At 68.9% G+C, this 25953-nt stretch carries 18 protein-coding genes and 2 pseudogenes; 13 read left to right on the forward strand and 7 right to left on the reverse strand.

All coding sequences use genetic code 11. From position 1 onward, the window contains the following. Positions 1-957 (reverse strand): L-threonate dehydrogenase, encoded by a 957-nt coding sequence (ltnD, locus tag ACZ7M7_RS32750; protein ID WP_472123216.1) that lies wholly within the window; start codon positions 955-957, stop codon positions 1-3. On the opposite strand from ltnD, the gene ACZ7M7_RS32755 reads away from it, so the two are divergent. Next, positions 878-1048 (forward strand): hypothetical protein, encoded by a 171-nt coding sequence (locus tag ACZ7M7_RS32755; protein WP_472123343.1) that lies wholly within the window; start codon positions 878-880, stop codon positions 1046-1048. The genes ltnD and ACZ7M7_RS32755 overlap by 80 nt on opposite strands. Before the next feature lie 527 nt (positions 1049-1575). On the opposite strand, the gene ACZ7M7_RS32760 is transcribed toward ACZ7M7_RS32755, so the two are convergent. Next, a complete protein-coding gene (locus ACZ7M7_RS32760; protein ID WP_384191011.1) occupies positions 1576-2154 on the reverse strand; it encodes a TetR/AcrR family transcriptional regulator in 579 nt (192 codons plus the stop codon). A gap of 407 nt (positions 2155-2561) precedes the next feature. Here ACZ7M7_RS32760 and ACZ7M7_RS32765 point away from each other — a divergent pair, with 407 nt between their 5' ends. From ACZ7M7_RS32765 to ACZ7M7_RS32780, 4 genes are read left to right on the forward strand one after another with little or no spacing between them, the layout of a single operon-like run. Continuing rightward, positions 2562-3140 (forward strand): (2Fe-2S)-binding protein, encoded by a 579-nt coding sequence (locus ACZ7M7_RS32765; RefSeq protein ID WP_383625063.1) that lies wholly within the window; start codon positions 2562-2564, stop codon positions 3138-3140. Continuing rightward, positions 3137-4129 (forward strand): FAD binding domain-containing protein, encoded by a 993-nt coding sequence (locus ACZ7M7_RS32770; protein ID WP_472123219.1) that lies wholly within the window; start codon positions 3137-3139, stop codon positions 4127-4129. The genes ACZ7M7_RS32765 and ACZ7M7_RS32770 overlap by 4 nt, the downstream gene beginning before the upstream one ends. Beyond that, a complete protein-coding gene (locus tag ACZ7M7_RS32775; RefSeq protein ID WP_472123222.1) occupies positions 4126-6249 on the forward strand; it encodes a xanthine dehydrogenase family protein molybdopterin-binding subunit in 2124 nt (707 codons plus the stop codon). Before ACZ7M7_RS32770 ends, ACZ7M7_RS32775 begins: the two co-directional genes overlap by 4 nt. Further along, positions 6242-7429: an XdhC family protein gene (locus tag ACZ7M7_RS32780; protein WP_472123224.1), complete on the forward strand. Its 1188-nt coding sequence runs from the start codon at positions 6242-6244 to the stop codon at positions 7427-7429. Before ACZ7M7_RS32775 ends, ACZ7M7_RS32780 begins: the two co-directional genes overlap by 8 nt. Before the next feature lie 174 nt (positions 7430-7603). Here ACZ7M7_RS32780 and ACZ7M7_RS32785 read toward each other — a convergent pair. Further along, a pseudogene (locus ACZ7M7_RS32785) lies at positions 7604-8032 on the reverse strand (Rossmann-fold NAD(P)-binding domain-containing protein); the annotation flags it as partial. Positions 8033-8228: 196 nt separating this feature from the next. Between ACZ7M7_RS32785 and ACZ7M7_RS32790 the strand changes: the two are divergent. Together ACZ7M7_RS32790 and ACZ7M7_RS32795 are read left to right on the forward strand one after the other, a co-directional pair. Next, positions 8229-8603 (forward strand): roadblock/LC7 domain-containing protein, encoded by a 375-nt coding sequence (locus tag ACZ7M7_RS32790; protein WP_472123227.1) that lies wholly within the window; start codon positions 8229-8231, stop codon positions 8601-8603. 193 nt (positions 8604-8796) lie between these two features. Next, entirely contained in the window at positions 8797-9183 is a 387-nt protein-coding gene (locus ACZ7M7_RS32795; protein WP_472123230.1) for an ArsR/SmtB family transcription factor, read from the forward strand. Positions 9184-9481: 298 nt separating this feature from the next. On the opposite strand, the gene ACZ7M7_RS32800 is transcribed toward ACZ7M7_RS32795, so the two are convergent. Further along, positions 9482-10429 carry a PLP-dependent cysteine synthase family protein gene (locus ACZ7M7_RS32800; RefSeq protein ID WP_472123232.1) on the reverse strand — a complete coding sequence of 316 codons (948 nt, stop codon included), beginning with the start codon at positions 10427-10429 and terminating at the stop codon, positions 9482-9484. A 452-nt stretch (positions 10430-10881) separates the two neighbouring features. Further along, positions 10882-11211: pseudogene (locus tag ACZ7M7_RS32805) on the reverse strand (DUF6328 family protein); the annotation flags it as partial. Positions 11212-11263: 52 nt separating this feature from the next. On the opposite strand from ACZ7M7_RS32805, the gene ACZ7M7_RS32810 reads away from it, so the two are divergent. The 6 genes from ACZ7M7_RS32810 to ACZ7M7_RS32835 all read left to right on the forward strand — a co-directional run bounded on the left by ACZ7M7_RS32810 (position 11264) and on the right by ACZ7M7_RS32835 (position 22127). After that, positions 11264-11434, forward strand: a complete 171-nt coding sequence (locus ACZ7M7_RS32810; RefSeq protein WP_383605256.1) for a hypothetical protein — start codon at positions 11264-11266, stop codon at positions 11432-11434. Further along, entirely contained in the window at positions 11427-12686 is a 1260-nt protein-coding gene (locus ACZ7M7_RS32815; RefSeq protein ID WP_472123236.1) for an RDD family protein, read from the forward strand. Before ACZ7M7_RS32810 ends, ACZ7M7_RS32815 begins: the two co-directional genes overlap by 8 nt. 282 nt (positions 12687-12968) lie before the next feature. Further along, complete coding sequence (locus ACZ7M7_RS32820; protein WP_472123239.1) at positions 12969-15608, forward strand: hypothetical protein; 2640 nt, start codon at positions 12969-12971, stop codon at positions 15606-15608. After that, positions 15608-19030: an Hsp70 family protein gene (locus ACZ7M7_RS32825; protein ID WP_472123241.1), complete on the forward strand. Its 3423-nt coding sequence runs from the start codon at positions 15608-15610 to the stop codon at positions 19028-19030. The genes ACZ7M7_RS32820 and ACZ7M7_RS32825 overlap by 1 nt, the downstream gene beginning before the upstream one ends. Next, positions 19030-20562 (forward strand): hypothetical protein, encoded by a 1533-nt coding sequence (locus ACZ7M7_RS32830; protein WP_472123244.1) that lies wholly within the window; start codon positions 19030-19032, stop codon positions 20560-20562. Before ACZ7M7_RS32825 ends, ACZ7M7_RS32830 begins: the two co-directional genes overlap by 1 nt. Next, positions 20559-22127: a hypothetical protein gene (locus tag ACZ7M7_RS32835; protein ID WP_472123247.1), complete on the forward strand. Its 1569-nt coding sequence runs from the start codon at positions 20559-20561 to the stop codon at positions 22125-22127. The genes ACZ7M7_RS32830 and ACZ7M7_RS32835 overlap by 4 nt, the downstream gene beginning before the upstream one ends. A 5-nt stretch (positions 22128-22132) precedes the next feature. Here ACZ7M7_RS32835 and ACZ7M7_RS32840 read toward each other — a convergent pair whose 3' ends face one another. Both ACZ7M7_RS32840 and ACZ7M7_RS32845 read right to left on the reverse strand, forming a co-directional pair. Next, the gene (locus tag ACZ7M7_RS32840) at positions 22133-25369 is read right to left on the reverse strand and encodes a caspase, EACC1-associated type (RefSeq protein WP_472123250.1); all 3237 of its coding nucleotides are present in this window, start codon (positions 25367-25369) and stop codon (positions 22133-22135) included. Next, positions 25366-25809 carry an effector-associated constant component EACC1 gene (locus ACZ7M7_RS32845; protein WP_472123253.1) on the reverse strand — a complete coding sequence of 148 codons (444 nt, stop codon included), beginning with the start codon at positions 25807-25809 and terminating at the stop codon, positions 25366-25368. The genes ACZ7M7_RS32840 and ACZ7M7_RS32845 overlap by 4 nt, the downstream gene beginning before the upstream one ends. Positions 25810-25953: the final 144 nt, after the last annotated feature.

The raw sequence follows: 25953 nt of genomic DNA on the forward strand, positions 1-25953 counted from the left end.
TCAGCCCACCGCCTTGGGCAGGTCCGTCGGATCCGGGTTGGCCGACTTCGGCAGGTCCACGCCCGGGAAGATCTTGATCACCGCGCTGTCGTCCTCGCCGCCGAGCCCGGAAGCCGAGGCGTGCAGGAACATCTGGTGCGCGGTGGAGGCGAGGGGGAGCGGGAGCCTGTCGGGTCGCGCGGCGTCGAGCACCAGCCCGAGGTCCTTGACGAAGATGTCGACTGCGGACAGCGGCGTGTAGTCCCCGGCGAGTACATGCGCCATGCGGTTCTCGAACATCCAGGAGTTGCCCGCGCTGTGCGTGATGACCTCGTACAGGGCTTCGGCCGGGACCCCGGCCTTGATGCCGAGGGCCATCGCCTCGGCCGCCGCCGCGATGTGCACGCCCGCGAGCAGCTGGTTCACGATCTTGACCTTGGAGCCGAGCCCGGCCCTCTCGCCCAGCCGGTAGACCGTGCTGCTCATGGCCTCCAGGACCGGGTCGGCGAGTGCGTACGCGGCGGGGGAGCCGGAGGTCATCATCGTGAGTTCACCGGCGGCCGCGCGGACGGCGCCGCCGGAGATGGGGGCGTCCAGGTACAGCACGCCCCTCTCGGCCAGCCGCCCCTCCAGCTCGGCGGACCAGCCCGGGTCGACCGTTGAGCACATCACGTAGACGGCACCCGGGCGGAGCCGGTCGGCGGCGCCTTCGGGGCCGAAAAGCACGGCGTCGACCTGCGAGGCGTTGACCACGACGCCGACAAGGACGTCCGTCTCGGCGGCGAGGGCGGCGGGGGAGGCGTACGCGATGCCGCCGTCCCGGGCGAAGTCCGCGGCCACCTGCGGTCGGAGGTCGTGGACCCCCACCTCGTGGCCCGCGCCGCGCAGGCTGCGTGCCATGCCGAGACCCATGGCCCCGAGCCCCACCACGCCCACGCGCGGCCGTGCCGACCTGTCTGGCGTCTGCTGGTCGTTCATGCCCATCCTCGTCCTGCTGTTCGGCTCTCGCACCGGGCGCGGCTCGGTCTCGTACCGCGCGGCCATGCTCACTCGCCCGGTCGTGCAGTGATCAGGTCATATGATGACCTGAGGATGACCTCCCTGCCTACTGTGATGCCGGTCACATGAATACGGGATTGTGTACGGGATTGCGGTCGGGGTCCTGCGACGGCACGGGCAAGGGCACCTGTACCTCGTCGACCACGGCGCACCAGGCGGACCGTCCATACGGGGACGCAAACCTCGACGTGGACACCCGCCCGAACCTCGATGCGGGCTCGACGGTTCGCCGCCCTCGTTCCGCTGCGGCCGTCGAGCAGTCGGGGTTGAGCCGCACGGATCCGTGAGCCGTTGCTTTGAGCCACAAGGGCTCTCGGCGTCCTGGGTATTTCGGCCCGGACGGTCCGTCACATCTCCTGGTCTGGCGGCAGAGGGGCGACGCCCGAGCTGCTCCAGGAGCTCGCGCTTGCCGTCCGTCAGGCTTTGCCGCCACTGGACTGCCGCAGCTTGGCCGCCAGGTCCCATGTACTCGGCCTGCGGCACGGAGGCCTACGACCCGACCGATGACGGTCGCGTGCGGTCACACGCCGCTGACCTTCACGGCCGCGCCGCACCCGCCCGCAACCCGTCCATGACCAGGTCGAGAAGCCGTGCCGCGCGCGGTCGCCAGTCCTCTGTCGGGGTCATCTGCCACAGGCCGGCGATGGCGAGGACGAAGTCGTCGGCCGTGACCCCGGGGCGGATGGTGCCTGCCTCCTCGGCTGTGCGGAGCAGGAGTTCGGCTGCCTCGGCGACGGGGGTGGGGGAGGGTTTCGCCGGACCACCTGGCGCGCTGGTGGCGAGGCGGATCGCGTCGGCCAGGCCCGCCTTGGTCATGGCGAACTCGGCCAGTCGGTCCATCCAGGTGCGCAGGGCCTGCTGCGGCGGCAGCTCCTGGAGCAGTTGCGTCGCGCTGTCGGCGACCTGCTGCATCTCGTGGCGGTAGATCTCCAGGACAAGGGTCTCGCGGTTGGGGAAGTTGCGGTAGAACGTGCCCTGGCCGACCCCCGCCTTCTTGGCGATGGTGCTGAGGGGCGCGTCCGGACACTGCGTCAGTTCGGTCAGGGCGACGCACAGGATGCGCTCACGGTTGCGTTGCGCGTCCGAGCGCAGTGGGGTGTCTTTTTTGTGCTGCACCGTCACTCCTTGAGGCACGCGGCAGGAGCGCACCCTTGCCAAAGCGGACAGCTGTCCGTTACGTTTCCCGGGTAGCGGACAGATGTCCGGTTGGGGTCCACTCTAGCTCCGGACACGACAGGCACGTCAGTCCTCTGCCGCCGTTCAGCGCTGTTTGTCTTCCGCCGTGCACTCCATGCGCTCCCACAAGCACAAGCACAAGCACAAGCGCACCACCGTCACGCCCCCACTGTCATAAGCGCTCACCATCACCCCCCGACTCATGACATCACCAGCGAAGTCGCGCCACCACCGGCACACTCTCACGGCGACGCGCACCCCAGGTAGCCGAGACGGCGCCTTCCGGGTCCACGCCCCGCCCGAGGCTCGAGGCCCCGCAAGTACCGAATGCCTGAAGGAAGTTGCTCATGGCCTTATCGACGTCCAGCGTCATCACCCTGCACATCAACGGCGAGAAGCACACGCTGCCCGTCGACCACCGCACCACCCTGCTCGACGCCCTGCGCGAGCGACTCGATCTCACCGGCACCAAGAAGGGCTGCGACCAGGGGCAGTGCGGTGCCTGCACCGTTCTTGTCGACGGCCGCAGGACGGTTGCCTGTCTGCAACTCGCGGTCGCGGCCGAAGGACGTGAGATCACCACCATCGAAGGCGTCGCGGACGGCGACCACCTGCATCCGGTGCAGCAGGCGTTCCTCGAACTCGACGGATACCAGTGCGGTTACTGCACCCCCGGACAGATCTGTTCGGCGATCGGCATGCTCGCGGAGCACGCGGCCGGTTGGCCGAGCGCCGCCTCCGACGACGTACGTCCGACGGCCGGGCCGCCACCTCTGACCCCGGACGAGATCCGTGAGCGGATGAGCGGCAACCTGTGTCGCTGCAGCGCCTACACGTCGATCGTCGAAGCCGTCGCACGAGCGGCCGAGGCCGACGCCTCGTCAGCTGCGGACGTGCCGGCGCAGTCCAGGGAGGCCGCCGCATGAGGGAGTTCGACTACCGCCGGGCCCCCGACGTGTCGGGTGCTGTCGCCCTCCTCGACGACGATCCGGACGCGCGCTACCTCGCCGGCGGCACCAATCTGGTCGACCTGATGAAGAGCGGCGTGGAACGCCCCGCCCGCCTCGTCGACGTACGGGAACTGCCCCTGGACCGCATCGAGCCGGCCGCGGACGGCGGACTGCGCGTCGGTGCCACGGTCACCAACAGCGACCTCGCCGCCCACCCCGAAGTCCGCAGCCGCTACCCGATGCTGGCCCAGGCGGTACTGGCCGGTGCCTCCGGCCAGCTGCGCAACATGGCCACGGTCGGGGGCAACCTCCTCCAGCGCACCCGCTGCGCCTACTTCACCGACACGACCAAGCCGTGCAACAAGCGCGAACCCGGCAGCGGCTGCCCGGCCATCAGCGGCGAGCACCACAACCACGCCATCCTCGGCGCGTCCGAGACGTGTGTGGCCGTACACCCCTCGGACATGGCCGTCGCCCTGACCGCCCTCGACGCCGTCCTGCATTACGAAACCGCCGACGGGCAGGGCGAGTTGCCGATCGGGCAGCTGTATCTCCCCGTTGCCGGGACCCCGCACCGCGAGACGGCCCTGCCGGCGGGTGCGCTGATCACCGGCGTCTCCCTGCCCCGGGTGCCGGTCGCGGCCCGCTCCCGGTACCGGAAGGTACGCGAGCGCGCCTCCTATGCCTTCGCCATCGGCTCCGTCGCGGCCGCGCTCGACATCCGCGAAGGGGTCGTGCACGACGCCCGCCTGGCGTTCGGTGCGGTCGCCTCCCGGCCATGGCGTGCACGCACCGCAGAGCGGGTCCTCATCGGGGCGCCCGCCACGGCCGAGACGTACGCGGCCGCCGCCGAAGCCGAACTCGCCGCGGCCCGGCCGCTGCCGCACAACGGATACAAGGTGACCCTGATGCGCAACCTGACCGTGGCCGTGCTGAGCGAACTCGCCGAGGAGGCCGCGCGATGACCACCACCGCGCAGTCAGCCGCCGTACGCGCGGTCGGCACCGGTCACGTCCGGGTGGAGGGCCGGGACAAGGTCACCGGCGCGGCACGCTACGCGGGCGACATACCGTTCACCGAACTCGCCTACGGATGGCTGGTGTTGTCCACGGTGGCGCGGGGCCGCATCCGCGACATCGCCAGCGCTCCCGTCCTTGAGATGCCCGGCGTCGTCGCAGTCCTGGACCACCGCAGCGCCCCGCGCCTGGAGACCGACTACGTCGGCCTGCTGGGCATCAGGCCCGACCCCACCTGCGCCGTCTTCCAGAACGACACCGTGCCTCACCTGGGCTGGCCGGTGGCCCTGGTCGTCGCGGAGACACCCGAGCAGGCGCGGGAGGCGGCCGAGGCCCTGGTCGTCGAGTACGAACCGCTGCCGCACGACATCGAGTTCACCGGCGAGCACCCGGACTCCTATCCCGTGGACGGCCACATGCCGGGAGTGACGGACAAGGGCGACCTGGAAGCCGAACTGGCCACGTCAGCAGCCGTCGTGGACGAGGAGTACACCACTCCGGAGGAACACCACCACCCCATGGAGCCCCACGCGGCGACCGCCCGCTGGGACGACGGCCGGCTGGAGGTGGTCGACTCCAACCAGGGCGCCACCTGGGTCGTCGGCGAGCTGGCGAACCTGTTCTCGCTGGATCCCGCGTCGGTGCGGGTGCGTTCGGAACACGTCGGCGGTGGCTTCGGCAGCAAGGGCGTACGCGCCCACCAGGTGGCGGCCGTGATGGCCGCGACGATCCTCCAGCGTCCGGTGCGCGTCGCTCTGACCCGGCCCCACATGTTCGCGCTGGCCGGGCACCGCAGCCCCACCGTCCAGCGGGTCAGGCTCGGCGCCGACGCCGACGGGCGGCTGCGTGCCCTGGACCACCGCTCGGTGAGCCGCACTGCCACCGTGTACGAGTTCGTCGAGCCGAGCGCCGGCGTGGCGCGGGTGATGTACGACGCCGACGCCCACCACACCGAGAACCGCGTCGTACGCCTCGACGTGCCCAGCCCCACCTTCATGCGCGCGCCCGGTGAGGCTCCGGGAGCCTTCGCGTTGGAGTCCGCGCTCGACGAACTCGCCGAGAAGTGCGGCATCGACCCGGTCGAACTGCGGCTGCGCAACGAACCGGAGAAGGGCCCCGTCTCCGGCCTGCCCTTCGCCAAGCGCAACCTGCGCGCCTGTTTCGAGGAGGGCGCTCGCCGTTTCGGCTGGACCGAGCGCGATCCCCGGCCGGGTGTGCGGAGCGAAGGCCGATGGCTGCTGGGCACCGGCACTGCCGCCGCGTCCTTCCCCGCGGGCGCCGCCCCGTCCACCGCCGCCATCACCGCCGAGGCCGACGGCCGCTTCACCGTCCGGATATCGGCGGCCGATATCGGCACCGGCGCGCGGACCGCGCTCACTCTCGTCGCGGCCGACGCCCTCGACGTCGTACCGGCGCGGGTGACCGTGCGGATCGGGGACAGCGAGTTCGGATTCGCGATGATCGCGGGCGGTTCGATGGGCACCCGCTCCTGGTCCATGGCCATCATCGCGGCCGCCCGCGAGCTGCGGGAACGGCTCGTCCCCGGCATGGTCATCCCCGCCGAAGGGATCACCGCGCGCTCGGACACCACCGCGCAGATCGCCGCGCTCGCGAACATGGAACGACACTCCTACGGCGCCCAGTTCGCCGAGGTGGCCGTGGACGCGGCCACGGGTGAGGTACGCGTACGACGCATGCTCGGCATCTTCGCCGCCGGCCGCATCGTGAACCCGCTGACCGCACGCGGCCAGTTCACCGGCGGCATGATCTGGGGCATCTCCATGGCCCTGCACGAGGAAGCCGTGCGAGACCCGGCCTTCGGCGGGCCCATCGGCGCCGACCTGGCCGGTTATCACGTGGCCACCCACGCCGACGTCCCGCGCATCGAGGCGGACTGGGTGGACGACAGCGACCCCGACGACCCGGTCGACATCAAGGGCATCGGCGAGGTGGGCATCGTCGGCGCCGCGGCAGCCATCGCCAACGCGGTCTGGCACGCCACCGGCGTACGGCACCGCAGTCTGCCCATCCGCCCGGACCGCGTCCTGACGGCGGGCCGCGATGCTTGACCTTCTGCCGGAGCTGAAGAACTGGCTGGCCGAGGGGCGTGATGTCGCCGTCGCCACCGTCGTGTCGGTCGGCGGCAGCGCCCCACGGGGCCCCGGCGCCACACTCGCCGTCGACAAGGCAGGCACGGTCATCGGCTCGGTGTCGGGCGGATGCGTCGAGGGCGCGGTCTACGACCTGTGTGCGCAGGCGCTGGAGACGGGGCAGAGCGTGCTGGAGCGCTTCGGGTACAGCGACGAGGATGCGTTCGCCGTAGGTCTGACCTGCGGCGGTGTCCTCGATGTGATGGTCACGCCCGTGCTGGCGGACACGCCCGTCAGGGCGCTGCTGTGCTCCGCTCTGGAGTTGGTGGTCAAGGGCGAGCCGGTGGCCATGGCCCGAGTCGTCGAGGGCCCGACCGCGCACCTCGGTGCCACCCTGCTCGTCCACGGCGACGGCTCCACGGAAGGCGGCCTCGGGATCCACGAGGACCTCGACCGCACGGCCGCGGCACAGGCCCTGGCCGCGCTCGACGCCGGACGCACGGGCACGGTGGAGCTGTCGCCGGACGGCTCGCACTGCCCCGACGGCCTCACCCTGCTCGTGGAGTCCAGCACGCCACCGCCGCGGATGATCGTCTTCGGTGCGGTCGACTTCGCCGCGGCGCTGGTGCGGGTCGGCAAGTTCCTGGGCTATCACGTCACCGTGTGCGACGCCCGGCCGGTCTTCACCACGCCGGCACGCTTCCCCGATGCGGACGAGGTCGTCGTGGACTGGCCGCACCGCTACCTGCGCGGCACCCGGACCGACGGCCGGACCGTGCTGTGCGTCCTCACGCACGACGCCAAGTTCGACGTCCCCCTGCTGGATGTCGCGCTGCGGCTGCCGGTCGCCTTCGTGGGCGCGATGGGCTCGCGCCGCACGCACGCCGACCGGGACCGCAGGTTGCGTGAAGTGGGCCTGAGTGAGGAGGAGTTGGCTCGGCTGAGGTCACCCATCGGGCTCGACCTCGGAGGCCGTACGCCGGAGGAGACCGCCTTGTCGATCGCTGCGGAGATCGTCGCGGCCCGCAGAGGCGGGACTGGCCTCCCGCTGACGGGTTCGGGGACACCGATCCATCACAGGTCAACGGCTCCGGCTCTCTCCCACCGCTCACCCGGCGGGCGGGAACTGCCCACCGGGGTCGCGGACCTCGCTTCCTAGCCCCGGCGCCCACCCTCACCTCCTCCCCCCACGCTCACGCCCTCGTCCTCGCCGGAGTGCGAGCGCGCGACCAGCGCACCCACCATCCCCCAGTTCCGGGTCCGGACCGCCGCCTCGACCACATGTGACACCGCCATCGGCGCGCATACGGTCCCGGCGGCGCCGCTCCCAGGATCACCTCACGGGCGTGAACTCGGGCAGGGCGAGGGCCGAATGGGAAGGGTGTCCCTCCGCGGCGGGCGCGGCGCTGAGATTGCGCAGCATGTCGTTGCGCTGCTTCAGGGCAAGAGCGGTGGTCGGGAAGAGCGCGGCGTCGCCCTCGAAGACCTGCTCCTGATTGACGGTCACGAACTCACGGGTGTCGTGTTCGTACGCAGCGAAGCCCGCGGTGTGGTCCCGGTCGGCCAGGGAACCAGCCACCATGTACGCGCCGACCAGCGCGAGACTGGAGCCCTGTCCGGTGAGGAAGGAGGGCGCGTACGCGGCGTCGCCCACCAGCTCGACCCTGCCACTGGACCAGCGTGGCATACGGATCTGGCTGACCCCGTCGAAGAACAGATCGTCCGCGTCGCGCCTGGCGGCAGGCATGCCCGGGATCTCCCAGCACCCTCTAGGGCTGCGCAGACGCCTACGGACGGTCATGCCTGATCATCAGATGATCTGTTCAGGTTGCCATTTCGATCTGTCGCTGTCGTTCGAGGACAGGCCACCCTAGGGCCAGGTTCGAACGCCTACGGTGCCGCTCAGGGGGCGGGCCCGGCACCGGTGCCCGCCACAGCAGCAACAAGGGGAGGCGCCGATGGCGACTGTGGAAGTGACGTTGAAGGAAATGATGACCGGGATCGAGGGCGCGATGGGAGCGGCCGTCGTCGACTACACCAGCGGCATGGCCCTTGGCACCTTGGGCGGGGGCAAGGACCTGGACCTGACCATCGCCGCAGCGGGGAACACGGACGTCATCCGTGCCAAGGTGCGCACGATGGAGCATCTCGGACTCAAGGGTCAGGTGGAGGACATCTTGATCACGCTCGGAAACCAGTACCACCTCATCCGACTGGTGGCCGCCCGGAGCGGAAACGGCCTGTTCCTTTACCTCGTCCTCGAAAAGGCGCGCTCTAACTTGGCGATGGCCCGCCTGCAACTCAAGCGGCTTGAAGAGCAACTCGAGGTCTGACCAACCCTGTCCACCGGGCCGACGCACGCTCTCGAATTGAAGACTTCTTCAAGTCATCAGATGGAGAGGGTCGCACTTCATGAACGAGAGCCGCCCGGTCCGATGAGAATGAGCAGGGAAACCCATGGCGCGGCCGACCCCTCGGGTACCGTCGCGCCATGGGAGGCACACCCCGACCGGCAGGAAGAGCGTGATGCAAGTTCCCCTTTATCAAGCCAAAGCGGAATTCTTCCGTATGCTCGGGCACCCGGCGCGCATCAGGGTGCTGGAACTGCTGCAGCACGGCCCGGTCCAGGTGCGGGACTTGCTTGCCGATATCGAAATCGAACCCTCCAGCCTCTCGCAGCAGTTGGCCGTCCTGCGCCGTGCGGGCATCGTCGTGTCGATCCGGGAAGGCTCCACCGTCAGCTATGCACTCGCCGGCGGCGACGTGGCCGAACTGCTCCGTGCGGCCCGCCGAATCCTGACCGAGCTCCTGGCCGGGCGAAACCAACTGCTGGCCGAATTGCAGCAAACCGACGGCTCCTCACGGCCGGTGCCGACGGCAGCCGAACACCCCGGTAAGGACAGCGTCCACTGAGACAAGGCGTCCTCTGGTCACGTCGTCAAGGGAAGCGCCGCAGCTGGTCGGCCGTGCCGTTGTCGTCGAACTGCACGACGACGGGGCCCAGGCCACACCGCAGCCGCCGTGGCATTCACCGCCGGCCCCGAGGTCCGCGTTGGTCGCGGCCGCGCAGTGGCTGCCCGAGCCGGGCCGCTCACCAGACGGCCGTTGGGACGCCTCAAGGACCTGATCGTCGCCCGGCCCGTGTTCTCCGACCCGTTGTTCGCCCGGAATCGCGTGGCAGACATCGCCACTGGCGAGGGCCAGAGTCCTGTCAGTCGATGAACAGATCACCTGTGAGGTACTTGAGCCCGGTGTCTGGGGCGACCGTCACGACAATGTGTCCTTCTCCGATCTCGCCGGCCAGGTGAAGCGCGCCTGCGACGTTCAGGGCGCCGGAGGTGCCGGTGAAGATGCCTTCCTGCCGCGCGAGCGGCAAGGCCAGCCGACGGGCCTCCTCTTCGTCGACAGTGCGGGCTTCGTCGAACGAGTCCGCGGTAAGCAGCGGCGGGATGATCCCGGTGGCGACTCCTTCCACCCGGTGCGGTCCGGCTGTACCGGCGGTCAGCATCGGCGAGGAGGTCGGTTCGAGGGCGACGGCACGGACCTGGCCACTCTCGCGCAGCGCTGTGCTGACGCCGGCGAACATTCCGGCGGTGCCGACGGCGGCACAGAAGACATCCACCGTGACACCGTCGCCACCGGTCTGCCGAAGAATTTCGCGACCGAGTTCCGCATAGCCGTTGAGGGCGTCGAGGTTATGGAACTGATCGGTCCAGAAGGCCTCGTCGCGCTCGATGATCCGGTCGACTTCACCGCGCATACGCACGAACAGTTCAGGCGTGATCCGGCCCTCGTCGCTGGGCACGACCGTCAGGTCCGCGCCGAATGCCCGCATGGTGCGTAGCTTCTCCGGTGCGAACGCGTCCGAGGTCACGATTGACAGCGGATAGCCCTTCACCGCGCAGACGAAGGCCAAAGAAGACCCTGTACTGCCGCCGGTGAACTCCACGACGACCTGCCCCGGGCGCAATGTACCGCGGCGTTCCGCGCTCTCGATCATGGCCAGAGCCATGCGATCTTTGTAGCTGCCGGTGGGGTTGCTGCCCTCAACCTTGACCAGGATGTCAGCCGCCCCCTCGGGTACGACACGACTCAGGCGCACCAGTGGCGTTCCGCCGATGGTCTGAAGGGACGAGGACTGAATTCCGGGCAGACCCATGCAACTCCTCGCTCAGCTCTCGATCCGGGTTCCCCGGACCGGCCAAATCTTCAGCGACCGAGAATAGGCCGGATAGGCCAGGGCTAGTGCCGTCCCACACCGACGAGGCATATACGTCATGGTGCCGTCCGATGACCTCTGCGAAGTCGAACCGGCGGGAATATGTGGTTCCGGCTGGCCGTCGATGCCATGTGGGACCGCATGGTCACCGTGCCGCCCCGCGCTCGTCCTCCCCTCAATCTGAGCCGGCGGACTCCGGTTGCCAGGGCTGTACGGATCGCAGAGTACGGACCGGCCGTCTCGGATTGGTGCTGGGGTGAACGGGCCTTCAGCGGGGCGGTTCCTGACGGTATTGCGGGTTGACGGCCAGGGGCAGCAGACCAATGGAGCCTCGAGCCTGCATCTGGGGCAGAGGGCGGGCCTTGGCCGCGGCCCCGTCGGCTCATCTCTCTGAGCGATCCGGTAGCCGCCGCGCCGAGTACGACGGTGGTGACGTAGATGGCCCGGTCCAGCGTCTCCAACTCCCTGAACAAGGGAGTGAAAGCGACACTGAGCAGGAATCCGAAGAGGATTTGCAGGCCTGTCTGGGTGACCCGCGTCTCCTGCAGGATCTCGTTCCAACGTCAGTTGCCCCGTTCACGCGCTGCTTCCGGTGCTTCGCCGCCGGGCTTCGCGCTCGGGCTGTCGTGCTGTGCGCAGCACCTGGTCGTTGACGCTCCGGAGGAGCCGATGAAAGTTCTGGCCCCGCGTGTAAAGAGGACGGGCCGCTCGTCCCTCTTCATCCGTAGAAGCCGCTCCTCATCCGTGGGGGGCGCCGGGATGAAGGAGAACGCGATGGAAGTGACGCTGGCGATTTTGATGGTTGTGGGCGCGCTCGTCCCGAGTGTTGCCAAGATGATGGACAGCATCGCCTTTCGTAACCGTGCGGCCGGCGAGGCCGAGGTGATCAGGGCCAAGCGCGGCGAGCGCAAGGACACGAAGCGTTCGGGGGGACGTCATGGCTGATGCGCCGGCGGAGTCATATCGCAGCCTGAACAGCCTTTACGCCCAGCAGCGCAGCGCCTTGGTCGGGTACGCGCGCAGGAAGCTGCGGGAGGCTGATGTGCCTGAGTCGGCCGTAGGCGCCGAAGACGTCGTCCAGAACGCGTTCGCCAAGGCTTACCGCGATCCTGCACGCATCCATCAGCCCAGAGCCTATGTGTATGAGCTGATCAGGAACGAGGTTCTCGCGTATGCGCGGCGTCGTTCCCGCCCGGACGGCAAGGCCTTGGTGGTCAGTTGCCTCGAAGAGGTGGATCCCACCGCGGCGATCGAGGAACGCTGTGATGTGCAGCGAGCCCTCGGCGACTTGCCTGCCCAGCAGCGGACGGCCGTCTATGTGGTCAAAGCCCTGGGATTTCGCCAGGACGAAGCCGCCGCGCTGATGGGCAAGAGACCCGGCACCGTTGCCACCCATGTCGCCCGCGCCACGATCACCTTGAGGGCCGTACTGTCGGCGATGCCCGTGGTTGTCTCCGTCATGGTTCTCGGGGTCAGCGCTGAATCGATCCGCAGATACAGTGCAGCAAGCCAGACCGGCCGCCGGATGTCGGACGTGCTGCCGGGCCTCGGTCCGGTCGTGCTCTGGGCCGTGCTGGCGCTCCTTCTTTTGGGGGCGACAGCAGCCCTGAGCCGCGTCCTGCCGAAGTCACGACGAGCAAACGGCCCCAGTGAGGCGGAGCTCGGCGCAGGTGTGGCGCGCCCGGCCGCACTGCCCAGGCGGCTCCTTGCTCGGCTGATTGACTACCTCGCGGCAGGGGTTGTGCTCGCGCCCATCGCAGTGTCACAGGGCACGGCCGCGTTCCAGCACCTGCAAGGCAAGGTGGCGTCGGCCAGGCAGAGCGGCGTCACAGCCACCGTATGGCTGATCGACGGAACAACGGCAGCACAACTGGCCGTACTCGCATCGAGCCTGATCCTCACAGGCCTGCTCCTGGAGGCCCTGCCCACCGCCCTTTGGGGGCGCACCCTGGGCAAACGGCTCCTGGGACTCCGCGTGCTGGACATCGAGTCTCACACCAGGCCGGCTCCGGCGCCCGCTGTGCAGCGCGCGTTGATCCACATCAGCTTGAACGTGCTGACCGTTGGCGTGGTAGGCCTCTTGTGGTGCTTGGTGGACCGACCCTGGCGCCAGTGCTGGCACGACAAGGCCGCCAGGACGTTCGTCTCCGATGACCAGACGTTCCGGCGCGGAGGATCCGTGCACGGTTCGGTGTGACGTAGACGTTCGCAGGGCGGAGTGTCGAGGAGCCTGGACCGGTACCGCTCCCGAAGCAACTGGCTGCGCGCGAGGGATCACGCGGCGCTACTCGCCCTCTGTCTGCGACCACGAGAAAAGATGATATTGACCTCTTTTTATATAGCAGCCTCCCGTAGGGCTGCTTTCTGGCCTAATAGGTGACCTCACGTCGTCGCCGCCGTCGCGGCGAGCGGTGCCGCGTGTTGTACATCGGGGGCAGAGCGTCAGCGTGCGCTCTTCGTGCGAGGGGGATCCGCAGCCATGGCTGATCAGTTGACGCTGCCCGAAATGAGGTTGTTCGCCAAGGAGACGCTGAAAATGCTCGGCGAGCAGCAGACAGACGCGACCGAACAACGATCCGCAGTGCAGGAGTTGGCCATGGAGCTGGCCGCGCGAGCGGCCCAACCTGTCACATTCGGCATCGTCGGTGAATTTTCTGTCGGCAAGTCCCTGCTGCTGGGCACGCTCCTGGGCCGATCCGACCTGCTGCCGGTGGAGAATCGCAAGGCCACCGGCAACATCACGGTGCTACGGCTGCGGCAGCAGCCAGCCGACGGCGAGGAGGGACGCCCCCAACAGACGTACGCGGACCCGACGGCTGAGATCCACTACCTCACGCATAAGCGTCTGGGCGAGTGCGTCCGGACCATTCTGGACGAACTCGCCGAGGGGCTCGACCACGAGCACCCGGAACTCGGTGCCGGTGCGGTCCTGTCCACCCTGGACCCGCTCAACAGCCAGGAGGGATGGACCCTGTTCGACCAGTGGGTCGGCTGTCTGTGGCCGGAACACAGCCACGGACGGCAGGGCCCGCTCGTGGATCCGCTGCGCATCGCGTCCACTCACCGCGCGGCCGCCGCCGAACTGTGCCGCATACGAGACGCCTGGCTGAGTCAGGACGGAGTCCTGGGTACGGTCCAACGCCTGCCCGCCAAGCACCTGCGGGAAGCCCTCGACCACGGTGTGGAAGAACGCATCCCTGCCGCCAGGCCACTGCGCCGCGTTCAGCCGTTCACCCCGGACGAAATCAGGAACGACACCGAGGCGCTGAGCCGCAGCTTCGACCTCATCGAGCGCGTCGTGCAGGACGTGTACGTCTCCCGCGAGCACTGGGAACTCAACGAACTCCTGGCCGACCACGAGGTGCAGTTCCTCGACTTTCCCGGCATCGGCGGCGCCGGCTCGTACGGCCGGGACACCCATCTCAGCCGTCGTGAACTCGCGGACGTGCACACCATCCTCGTAGTCCTCGACGCGCGGAGAGCGGGCACCCAGGGCGTCGAGAGCTTCTGGGGGATGCTGACTCAGGACGGCCGCAGCACCGCCGTGCTGGGCAAAGCCGCCCTGGTCGCCGCGTCCTTCTTCGACCAGGTCCCGGTGCCCAGCGTTCCGGAGACCGCCGTGGACACCGCTGAACTGCTGCAGTCCTCGGACGAGTTGAACGCCATCCACGTCCACTCCGACAAGTTCGTCCACGGCCGCGAAGAAGCGGTGGTGCTGACCTCCGCGATCACCGCGATCCACCGCTACGGACTGCCCTACGCCGCTCTGTCGCCGAGTTCCCAGGCGCGGATCGACGACGCCCAGCGAGCTCTGGACGCACGCGACGAACGGGGCGACAGCGCAGGGTGGATCGCGCTGGCCGACCGCTTCCAGTCCCAGGACCCACTCGGTCACTGGGCGGACCGGCTGCGCGCGGTCGCCGACGACGGCGGCGTGCGGAAACTGCACGGGCTGGTGGAGGACCATCTGAGAGCGAACGGTGTGGCTCTGAAGGAGGAGCTGGCCGAACGCTCCCGGCGCAAGCTCTGGGACGCGCTGCGCGCTCTGCAGTACCAGGTCCGCCAGGAGGCGGGGCCCACCGTCGCCACCTCCGCGGAGTTCAGCGAACTGACCGAGCGGCTGAGCCAGTACCGCGCCCTGCTGACCACCCTTGTGGCGGAGCTCGACGAACTGCGCGCCACCGTTCCGCAGGACGTCGCCGCCACACCGCCGCCGCTGAGCCTGGCCGGTGCCGCGGCAGAGGTACGGCAGGCGGTGTACGAGTGGGGCGAGTGGGACCTGCTGCTGCAACGGGCACGGAACGACGAGAACGGACTGGTGTCGCGCAGCGCACCTCCACGCCCTACCGGTGAGTTCCGCAAAGCGTTGCCCGGCCGAGGCGCCACCGCCCCGTCCACCGGGGTCCGTTCGACCGACACGACGAAGGGTTACATCACGCGGTTCGTGGCCCTGGTGAAGGGCCATGCGGAACAGGACAGGGAGCGGCTGGACACCTGGCTCGATGCATGGCAGGAGAGGTGGGAGGCCCAGTTCGACGAACTGCGTTCCTGGTTCGAGGAGCCGGGCACGCTGTCCCTGCTGAACGACGTCTATCTGAGCCACCTCGGCGATCCGGAAGAGGTCGAGAACCGGCTGACGCAACTGTGGACCGCGCTGCACCCCGCGGAGGTGATCGAGGACCAGCGGCGCCAGCACGACGTGGACAGCGGCCCCCGGGAGGACCCGGCTGACCGCTTCCCGGGACTTGCCGACCACGCGCTCCCCTGGCACCACGCCATGCCGGAGGGCGAGTTCATGACCGAGCGCCAAGAACGCCATCCGCTCATCGTGACGCAGTTGCGGCAGTACACGGCCGACGCGGCGGCCGTCGTCGTCACCGAGCGCCTCAACCGACTGCTGACCGGTCGGGTCGACGTGCTGCACACCTTCTACGAGAAGACGGCGCAGTGGGTGCTGGCCGAGCACGACATCCGCTCGCCGCGCGGCCGCGCTGCCGGCACCCGGCACGCATCCCAAGGCGACGACTCGGCAGACGGCCCAGGGGACGGACCGGGGCACGCTGACGATCGTGGCAATCAGCCCATCGATGTGCTGATGAGGACTTGGAGGAAAGCCTGATGCCCGAGCTGGTGCTCTCGTTCGGCGTACCGAATGCCGCGGACGGCTCGAAGTCACCCTATGTCCGCGCCCGAGGTTCCCGGGAGTTCGTACTCCATGCCCAGGACGGTCGCTACCCACTGCCCGTCGTCACCCTGTGTCTGGCCGCCGCCCACGACAACCCCTACTTCAACACCACGCTTCCCGGCCGACTGACGATGCGCCCGGGCGACGGTTCGGTCCTGCCACCCCGGTTGGAGCAGGCGGTGCGGGCGGCGTGGCTGCCCGCGCACTCGTCGACCAAACACATCCTGGCCGACACGGTGCTGGCCAGGGACAGCTGCGTCGACACCTCCTTCCTGCTGCACGGCGCCGCCACACAGCGGAACGGGGCATGGACGAACGGTCTCCCGCTGCGCCTCGATGTGACCTGGGAGCTGGACTACCAGAGCAAGGCCGGCCGCGACATCGCCCAGGGGACCGTGTTGCTGGAATTCCGCCCGCCGGACGAGGAACCCGAGCACACCGCCGCAGATGAGGATTCGTCGCTCCCGGAGTTCCTGACGCTGCGCAAGCAGTCCGACAGGCACTTCCAGGAGTTCGTGGTGGTCGACTTCGGCACCACCGCCTCGACCGTCACTCTTCAAAGCGCGGCCAAGGTCACTCAATTCCCGGTTGATCCCGCCCAGGGTAAGGCTCTCGGCACGATGCTCGGCGAGTTGCTCGACCCGCGGCCCGAATGGCCCGCCCCGTATCGGGCAGCGGTCGAGAACCTGATGGCCGCTCCGGTGCGCCTGGGTTCGGGAGAGACCGTCAGCGGACGCGATGCCCTGGACCTGATACGCGAGGAGAGCCCGGGCGCGGTGGACGCCCTCCTCCTGGCGATCGAGCAGATCCGCCAGCACGGCGACGCGGAACTGCGCGAGTGGCTCATCCCCCGGCTGCACCACGGCTACTCCCGGGTGACCGACACACCGCCGCTGCGCATGCACTCACTGCGTCCGGTCCAGTTCCAGGGGAAGAACGCCGAACTCACCTACGCGCCCGCGAGCGCGCTGCTCGAAGACGACTCCGACGGTCCCGCCGTAGCCCCCGAGCGGCGCCGTTTCCAACTCGTCGACGCCCCCGCGGCGATCACCGGTCTCAAGCGTCAGGTCATGCGGCTGAGGCCGGGCGACGTCCCCGGCTCGGACCTCAGCGCGATCCACCTCACGCAGCACATGTATCTGCAACTCGTCTCTGCTGCAGAGGAGTTGACCAGAGACTCGGCCACCGACAGCAGCACCGTGCAGACCGTCGTCGTCACCTCTCCGACCACCGCCCTGCCGGAGGTCAAGGACCGGCTGCTGACCTTGGTGAAGAAGGCGCTGAACGCCCAAGTGGTGGTGATGGACTACGACGAAGGGCTTGCCGCCGGTCTGTTCTTCGTCATGCGTGAACTGTCGGGAAATCTCAACCTGGGGTTGGAGGCACTGCGCGCCCGCTCCCGCCGCGTGGTACGGATGCTGCCGGCTCAGCCCGGCGCGGGTGCGGACGACGAGGCCGCCGGCCGGCGCCAGGTTCCCGTGCTGCCCGCGACCTGGCATCGCACCATGCTGGTCATCGACATCGGCGGCGGAACCACGGACATCGCCCTGCTCAGGCTGGTCCTCACCGACGTCACACCGGAACGGCCAGGGGGAGACCCGGCGTTCCAGGGCAGGCGCTACCGCCTGGAGCCGATGCTGCTCGGCTCCACGGGGCACGAGCAGCTGGGCGGAGACCTCCTCACACTCCAGGTCTTCTACTGGCTCAAGGCCGTGCTCGTCGATGCCCTCCTGGAAACCCCCGGCGGCACACCGCCGAACCGCAGATCGCTGGCGGCCCAGGTCGCCGAACAGGCCGGGCGACAACTGGAAACCGTGGTGGGTGCGGAGATCAAGGAGGTGCTCGACCGCTGCATCCCGACAAGCTATGACGCCTCCACCCTGCAGCCCCAGCTCGCCAGGGACCGGTTCCACGCGTTGTGGCAACTGGCGGAGCGGACCAAGTGCCTGATGGGAGCCGCCGACCCCGCCGAGCCCCCGGTGCTGCGCAAGGACGACGTGCATGAGGTGGTGCAGAGCGCGGAAGTGCCGCTGAGCAATCCCACCGGTGATCTGCCTCTCGATCCCGGACAGTTCCGTCGGCTCATGCGACCAGTACTGGAAAGGGCCGCGGAGATGGGAGCCGATCTGGTGCGCAGCACCTTCGAACGCGAGTGGGACGTGCATGCCAGAGCCGCCGGGACGGGACCGAGCGCCGTGCTCCCGCCGGTGCTCGATCAAGTGGTCATCTCCGGTCGGACCAGCAGCATGCCCATGGTCCAGGAGACCATCGCGGACGTCCTGACGCGTACGGACGCGGGCTCTCGGCGCAAGTTCGGCTGGAACCCCACCGCGTTGGCGATCGAGACCGGGTTCGCGGCCAAACAGGCCACCTCACTCGGTGCGGCGTGGGCCCACGCCATCAGCAAGCGCGCGGGCGTGGCCGCCGCCGCGAAGCAGCAGAACCTCAGCGAATTGGACATCGTCACTCACGGCCTGTTCGCCAGCCTGCCCTGTGACCTCGGGCCACTGGGCCAGGCAGGTCGCCGGCTCGTCCTGCTGCGAGCCGGGGAACCCTTCGTCGAGCTGGATGAGGTGGGCACACGCGGCATCCGCTCGCGCCACTGGAACGAACTGCCCGAGCTGCTCGAACTGCACCGGTTCACCTCCTCGTCCCGGTCCATTCAGTGGGGGAGTTTCGACCTTGCGCTGGCCGCGGCCCGGGACCGGCTGGACCTCTCGGCACCGGTCTGGAGCGGCCGCCGCGCCAAGTACTTGATCGAGGTGGATCAGCAACTGGTGCCGCAGATCCTGATCTGCTCCGGCACGCCTCACTACTACGTCGACTCCGAAAGCCACCACGTCCCGCTCGCCGACCTCATCCCCGAGGCCTATTTCGACCCCGACGTCAGTCGCTGCCGCCTGCCCGGACGCCTGTGCGTCCCGGATGCCGGCGGCGCGCTCGTCGAAGTCTTCCCCCGGCCGGGAGCCGGATCCTCCGAGGAGGAATACTTCCCGGACGTCTTCCACCCGGACCGCGACGGCACCCAGCGCACCATCCCGGGACGGCGGGCCGTGATTCCCGTACCGCCCATCGGACGGCAGTACGAGTTCCACCTCGACGACGGCAGCGGCAACACGAGAAGGCTGGAGTCCCTGGCGGTCCTGGACGCCGCCTCCAACGGCCCGCAACGCCTCCACATGGCGACCCTCGACGCCCGCGGCCACCTCCGGGTGTTCCGCGGTGCGGTGCCCTTCGCCGAGACGAGACACCTGCTGGAAGTGGAGCGGTTCCCCGGGCGGGTCTATCGGCGCCGGATGGATGAGGGCCGCCCCGACTTCAACGACCTCTGGAATCCCTTGACGGGGGAGCACTGATGGACGACACCGGAGCACTCGCCGCGGCGCCTCCGGTTGGGCAACAGGACAAGGACCCGGGCGGCTTGGCGGATGTCGGCAGTCTCGTCGCCTCCCTCTCGGCCGCCGTGCTGGAGTTGGCGGACCTGCCGTCCGTGAGCCGGGACGTGCTCGTCGACGCCCTGCGGGCCTTTTGCGCCCGTATGGCGGCCCAATTGCACGACGAACGACTCAGCTCCGATCCTGAGCGCGCCCAGGTGCTGGCCTACGACGCCCATAGCGCCGCAGGTCTGCTCGCCCACCGGTTGGGCCGCGTAACGCCCCGCGGCGACCAATCGGCCAAAACGACCGAACTGGCAAACCTGACACGGGAGTTCCCGACCGAGGCCGACGTGCGTCGCGAGGACGGCGACACGGCGGAGGCCTTTCCTGCGGGCGATGCCGACAAGGTCCACGCGAACCGGGCGAACGATCCCGAGCCTGTCGGGCAACGAGCGAGCCTCCCTCCGATCGAGGGCGGCCCTGCCCCGCAAACGGTGAGCGCGGCCCGACGCCCCGCCGCATCGCCCAAGCCCACCCGTCCGCCGCTGCCGGCCGACCGTAGGGAGCATCTGCGGGAGACGCTGGCCGAACGGTACATGAGTCTGTACGGGGACCCTCACACCAAGCCCTGGCTGGACTCGGCGATCCCACAGCTGAAGCCGAAGGGCTGGCCCGGGATCACAAAGCCGACGACGGTCCAGGAGATCTGGTGCGCGGCGCACCTCGCCCTGCTGCATCTTCCGGCCGAGCAGAGGGACCGATGGCGCACCGACTTCTGGCAGACGGCTCGCTCGGCTTCCAAGGACGATTTCCGGTTCGCGTCCGAATGGGGCGCGGCCGCACCCTCCGTGGACCCGAGCATCATCATCCCGGCCCTGCCAGGTCACTGCACGGAGGAGCGGCTCGCCATCCGGCCCAACACAGAAGGGGAGCTGCCTGCTTCGCTGCCACCCACTCTGGCCGCTGCGGTCCGCACGAGCGAGCCGGATCCGCGGCACGAACGGTGGCGGCTGTGGGCAGTGAGGGCCGGCCAGATCCTGCGGCTGACCGCGCTCGACTCAATGCTGGTGCTGTGCTGGAAGGGCACGGTCGCCGGCCCCGTCGACGAGAACTACTTCACCACACTGTTGGAGGAGCGGCTGCGCAGGTTCATGACGGAAGGCACCTTCCGAGCGGAGTACGAGCTCGACGCTCTGATCGGTTCGGTGTTGCGGCCCACCGTCGCCGCTCTGGACAGCTGGTGGTGGCAATGGCGCATCGCACCCTGGGCCGATCTGGCCCGATCCGCATCGCGCCACGGGTACGACTTCGTGTCGCACGAGGACATGAAGTTCATGGATCGTGACCGGGCGCAGCATTTCACCGGCCGGGAGAACTTCCCGGGGAGCACGCAGCCCTCGGCCCCGCTGGTCCAGTGGGTGCTTCACGCCCTGGTGCACCGCCGCGACTCAGATGAGAACGGGCTCGGTACGGCCGTCCTCCGGCCGAGCGTCTCCGGGAGGACAAGATGACGGTTGTGAACGTCCTGCTCGCTGTTTTCGGCGCACTTCTGGCAGGAGCCCTGGCCCTGCTCTGGCGTCTGCGCCACGCCTTCGGCTGGGAACGCACCCAGTTGCGGAACGAAATCGATCGCTTGAGAGCGGCGCTACCGCCAACGGACGCCGCCCACGATCTATGGCGCGCCCGGGCCGAGACCGATGAAGCGCTCCGGGACCTTGATGCGGCGCACGCCAGAGTGGCGCTGTTCGAGAACTCGCTGGCCGAGGCCCTGACAGAACGTGAAGAGTTCGCGCGGGACCGGGATGAATTCGCGGCGGAGCGGGACCGCCTGGCGAGCGAACGCGGTCGGTTGACGACCGCCCGGGACAAACTCGCCGAACGCCACGACAAACTGGCGACCAACTACGAGAGCCTACGCAAGCGCCACAAGCGGCTCACCGAGGACATCGCCGAACTCCGCTCGCATCGAAACGAGGCGCAGCGGGTGGCGGAAGAGGAAGCGTCCCTCCGCAAGAAGGCGGAGCAGCGCGCGCTGCCGCACGACAGCGCCCAGATGAGCCATCCGGGCGTCCGGGCACAGCTCGACCGCATTCGCAGTCTGATCGATCCCGGTGGCACATCCGCCCAGCCGCTGTCGAACATCCGTGACATGTTGCCGGCAATGGCCCAGCACCCTTCACTGAGCGCTGACGCTGTGGCCGACAGCGTGATCGATGGTGCGGATCTGGGAGCGGTGGTCGTCCGAGCCGTGTCGACATGCGGAGACCGGCACCGAAGGGAACGGCAGCACCGCCGCGATGCCGTACTGCTGCGGATGCCCACCGCCCAGGGCCGACGCCACCTGCTGAGCACGGTTGCGGCCGGGGCGCCCGACGGGGCGTGGTCGCAGTCCGCGGCGGCACACGCTTGCCGGGCGCTGGAGACCCAGGTGGCGCGGAACGCGGACTTCCTGGCCGAGGCATTGGACGGCCTGGCACCCGGCCCCGTTCCGCCATCAGCCCAGGCAGCGTTGAGCCTCACCCTGGCCAATGTCGGCCGCGCCGTCGAGGTTGAGGGCAAGCAGCGCGGGTGGATCGCCTTGGACGACTCGCCTGCGGAGCGCGCCACCGCGACCGGGCTGACCGCCGTGCTGACGCCGCTGGATGACCGGCAGTCCCGGACCCATCTCGTGTTCGGCGTCGGCGACGGGTCCGTGTTGCGGCTGCGCAAGGGACGCTGGGAGCAGGTGTTTGCCGCCGCTGACGCTCCTGGTGAGACGGCCGGCCCGCTGCCGGGCAACACCGCCGTGGCCTCGGCTCTGGTGGAGACCCTGCCTCGGGAACTGCTGGTCGTGTGCACCCGTCCCATGACGGACCTGCTGCTACGAGAGGACACCGGACGGCAGTTCGCCGATCTGTGGTCCGCGGGACAACCGACCCTGCCGTGGTTCCTGTCGAGTGTTGTCGCAAAAGTGGAAGCGGCGGTCGAGGACCGGAGCTTGGTGTGCCTGTGGGACTTCGGGTACGCCGCCGACGCGGAGGAAGACCGCTTCTGGGACGCGGGCCCCGTCGGCTCAGCCGGTTCGCGGATCCGCTGAGGCAGCTAATCGACGAGACCGTGGCGCTGCTGAAGGGCGTCCGCCCTGGGGTCTTCGGGATTCCTCCGCCGAAGAATGGCGACGAGAACACCGGCCACCGCCCGCACGTCGGCGTCCTGCCTGTCGCCTGCGGGACCACGTCTGTCCCGCAGCCTGCGCAGCGCCTCCTCGGCATAGGCCGCGGCCTTGTCGTGATAAGCCACGGCCTCGTCGCGCTTCCCCGGATCGAACATGCGCCCGGCAAGGTCGGAGTGGTAGCCGGCGAGATTGCAGAGGGACCTGGCGAGGCGTTCCTCGAAGGCGGGATTCTCACCGGCGAGCATCTCGCGGGTGCGGACCGCGGCCATGCCCCGCTTCAGCGCGGTCGACAGATCGCCCGCGTCGGCGGCGAGGCAGCCCAGCAGATCGAGCACCTCACTGAGCTCCTCGAAGCAGGACGTCCCTCCGGCCTGGGCGTGCAGCTGTCCCAGGATCACCAGCGCCTCGTCGCCCGCCTCCCTCGCCTTCTCGATGTCGCCCACATTGCCGTACGCCGCGCACAGCACCGTCAGCGCATCCGCGAGCCCGGCCTCGTGTTGCCGGTCCGGTCCCGGCCCTGCTGCCCGGATCGTCCTCACGGCTTCGCCCGCCAGCAGGACAGCGGCGGCACGGCGGTCCTCGTCACCGGCCCGCTGCAGGACGCTGGCAATGTTCACGAGGATGTGGGAGCGCACGGCCGGCTTCAGCATCGGCCCCTCGGTCCGCTGGACGAGCTGCAGCGCTTCGTCGACCGACCCCCACGATTTCTCGCTCTGCCCGGCGCCCAGTTCCAGCGAGCCGAGCGTGGCCAGGGCACTCGCCAGGCCTGCCCGGTACGCGTCCGGATGGTGCTCCGCCAGAACTCGCCAGGCCTCGACAGCGCGGCTCGCTTCGCGAAGAGCGTCATGCGACTGGCCCGCCCGGGAGTACGAGCGGACCCGTTCATCGGCGCTGCGGGCCAAGTCCACGCCCGTGGTGGCCCGATCCGCGTCGTAAGGAGCAAGACGGCGGTCGATCGCGGCGACTCCGACCGCGAGGTCGGCACCACGGTGACTGGGCAGCTGTTCACGGATCCGCACCAGCAGATCGGTGTACTCGGTGCTCTCGGCGAAGCCGGCGAGGAAGATACCTCCGGCGCGCACCGCGAGCTTCGGGTGATCCCTGAGCAGCGGATGCAGGACCGCGCTCGCGACATGAGGCCAGCGGCGTGCGGTCTCGGCGAGCATGGTCAATGCGTACGGCGTCCAGGGCGGCCCATCGGGTTCGGAACTCGACGGCAGGAGAAGCCGTTCGGCGAGTTCCTGCGCCTCCACCTGCGCGGGGTAGTCCGCACTGTGGCCAGGGATGGTCAGCGCCAGGAAGTCCTCGCCCAGCCGGTCCGGATACAGCGGCTCCAGGGCGGAACTGCGGGCACTGTCGAGGGGCGGATAACACTGGCGGTGGAGGTTCAGCAACGGGTCGATGACCTCGTCGCTTCTGATACCGACGCGCCGCAGCGCCTTGCGAGCCTGCCGCACCGGCAGCCCACCGGTGATGGTGGCCACAAAGACGGCCCGCCTGACCTGGTCGAGCGTGAGTCCGCGGAAGTCACGGTGACCAAGGGAATCTTCCCACTGGGCGTGCTCGCGGGCGAGCAGATCGGCCGAGACGCCGACCGGGTCCACGGGGACGGGAGAACCGGAAAGCTGCGCCAGCACGTCCACCAGGGCCGCCATGTGCACCGTGAGCACGAGGGAGAAGTCGCGCAGACTCCAGTCGGGCTGCTCGTCGACCGGTTTGGGGAGCACCTGGTCCAGGGGCACACCGAGAGCCCGCGCATAGCCCTCGCGCGCGGTCTGGAACTCACGGGGCCGGTCTCCCGGCTCGGGAGTGTGCGAGGAGAGGAGGACGGCGTTGTGCAAGGCCATGATGGTCGGCAGACGCGAGATGAGGGCGGTCCACCAATGCCCGGTCATCCGGGCGAGCAGCAGCACACGGAGCGGGGCCGAACCGGATGAGGCGACGAACTCCAGCAACCCGCTCAGTTCCTCGGTGGACCACCTGTCGGCATAGTCGACGACGACCAAGGTCCCGGCGTCACCGGAGCGCCAGCCGCCCCCAACGGCCGGGCGCAGCATGGAAACCTGCTTCGGGCGGCGAACGGCATGCCAGGCCTGCCACCCCTCCTTCGCCCATTCCTCGGCCAGATGGCGGGCGAAGCGCGTCTTGCCCTGACCGCCACCTGCATACAGGACCCTGAGGCGCGCGCCGCCACCCTCGCGCCAGACGGCGAAGTTCACCAGTTCACGTTCTCGGCCGTGGAAGGGGACGATGGCGCGGTCCGCTCTCAGCAGGATGCTCGGAGTGGTGCGGGCCCCGTCAGGGCCTACGGGGCCGAAATGCTCGGGGTAGTGCCTGAGTTCACAATGCGAGCCCGGGACACTCACCGTGTCGGGCGTCCCGGTGCCGTCGGCGTCCGAGTCGGAGCCGAAAGACGGGCTCCACTGACGGTTGCGAACGAGGGCGAGCCGGTCACCGTCCCCGCCCTGGCTGTGCCGTGGGCGAGGCATCCGCCGCTCACGCAGCCGACGAGTGACCGCGCTGGTCACAGCCCGCAGAGTGAGTGCTCGGTCCGGGGAGGGCTCACCCTTGGTCAGCGTATTGAGCAATTCGCCGGTGAACACAGTGTGCTTCTCACCGGGAATGGCGATCGAGATGCTGTCGCGAGCTGAAGAGGTCAGGATGTATGAGCGGCTGGGTTCGATCTCCTCGATCTCCCGGTCCACCGCGGATTCCACGTCCGACATGGCGTTCGCCATACCGCTCCAGCAGCAGTCCAAGATGATCACCGCATCGCGAGCGCCGCGTGCTGCGATGATCTCTCTGATGTCGGCGAAAGATATCTTTCTGGCGGTGAGGGTGTCGCCGGTGGAGGTGGCGGTCGGCAGGACGAGCTCGGACCTGAGGATGGCTCCGTGGCCCGCGAAGTACACCACTACGGTGTCCTCGGCCTTGCTTGCGGCGGACAGCACCTGAACAAGAACCTCCGTGGGATCCTCGGGATTTTCGATCACATCGCAGTGTTCCGGCGCGAGGCCCCAGAGGTCCGGGTCGGTGAGAACCGCTTTTAGGTCAGCAAGGTTTGCCGCGATCGCCGGCAGCGGTTGCCAGCGGGCGGGGTCGGCGTAACGGGTGACCCCGATGAGGACGGCCCGTGACTTCGCCGGGTCCGGATGGTGGATCATGCGCCGTCGCCGGGGACGAGCTGGTTCACCTCGCCCGTAGGCTGCGGATCCTCTCCGGAGCGCGGTTGCTCCTCGCTCGACGATGCGCCGGAGCCGGCGGCAAGAAGCTCGTGCAGCTGCCGGGACATCTCGACGGCCGCCTGGTGGTCGCGGGCCTGCTGCACCTCGAACTCAACGCTCCGCGATCCGCATGTGACATGGATGCGGATGCTTCTCTGACGGCCCGCCATCCAGGCGGTGAGGGCTTGAACCAAGGCGCCCACCCCACCGGCCCCCAGCACCATCGCCAGGTCCTGGTACACACCGCTCATCGCGCCGTCGACGCTTGGCATCGGCCGCGCTTCGACAGTGAGCGGACGCAGCTCCCTGTCTCGGACCAAGTGGTCACGCAGATCGTCGAGTTCGACGTGCGGCTGCTGACTGCCGAGGACCTTCACCACCAGTCTCATCGCCTCAGCTTGGCAGATCCCTGATCAAACCATATGACGTTCGGGCAAACTGTCACTACAGGTCCCGACCAAGGGGTGTCTCGGCTTCCGCCTTTCCAAAAAACGACCTCAACACGGTCACCGCGACCACGCCGG

The organism is Streptomyces sp. NPDC111606 (genome assembly GCF_055656945.1).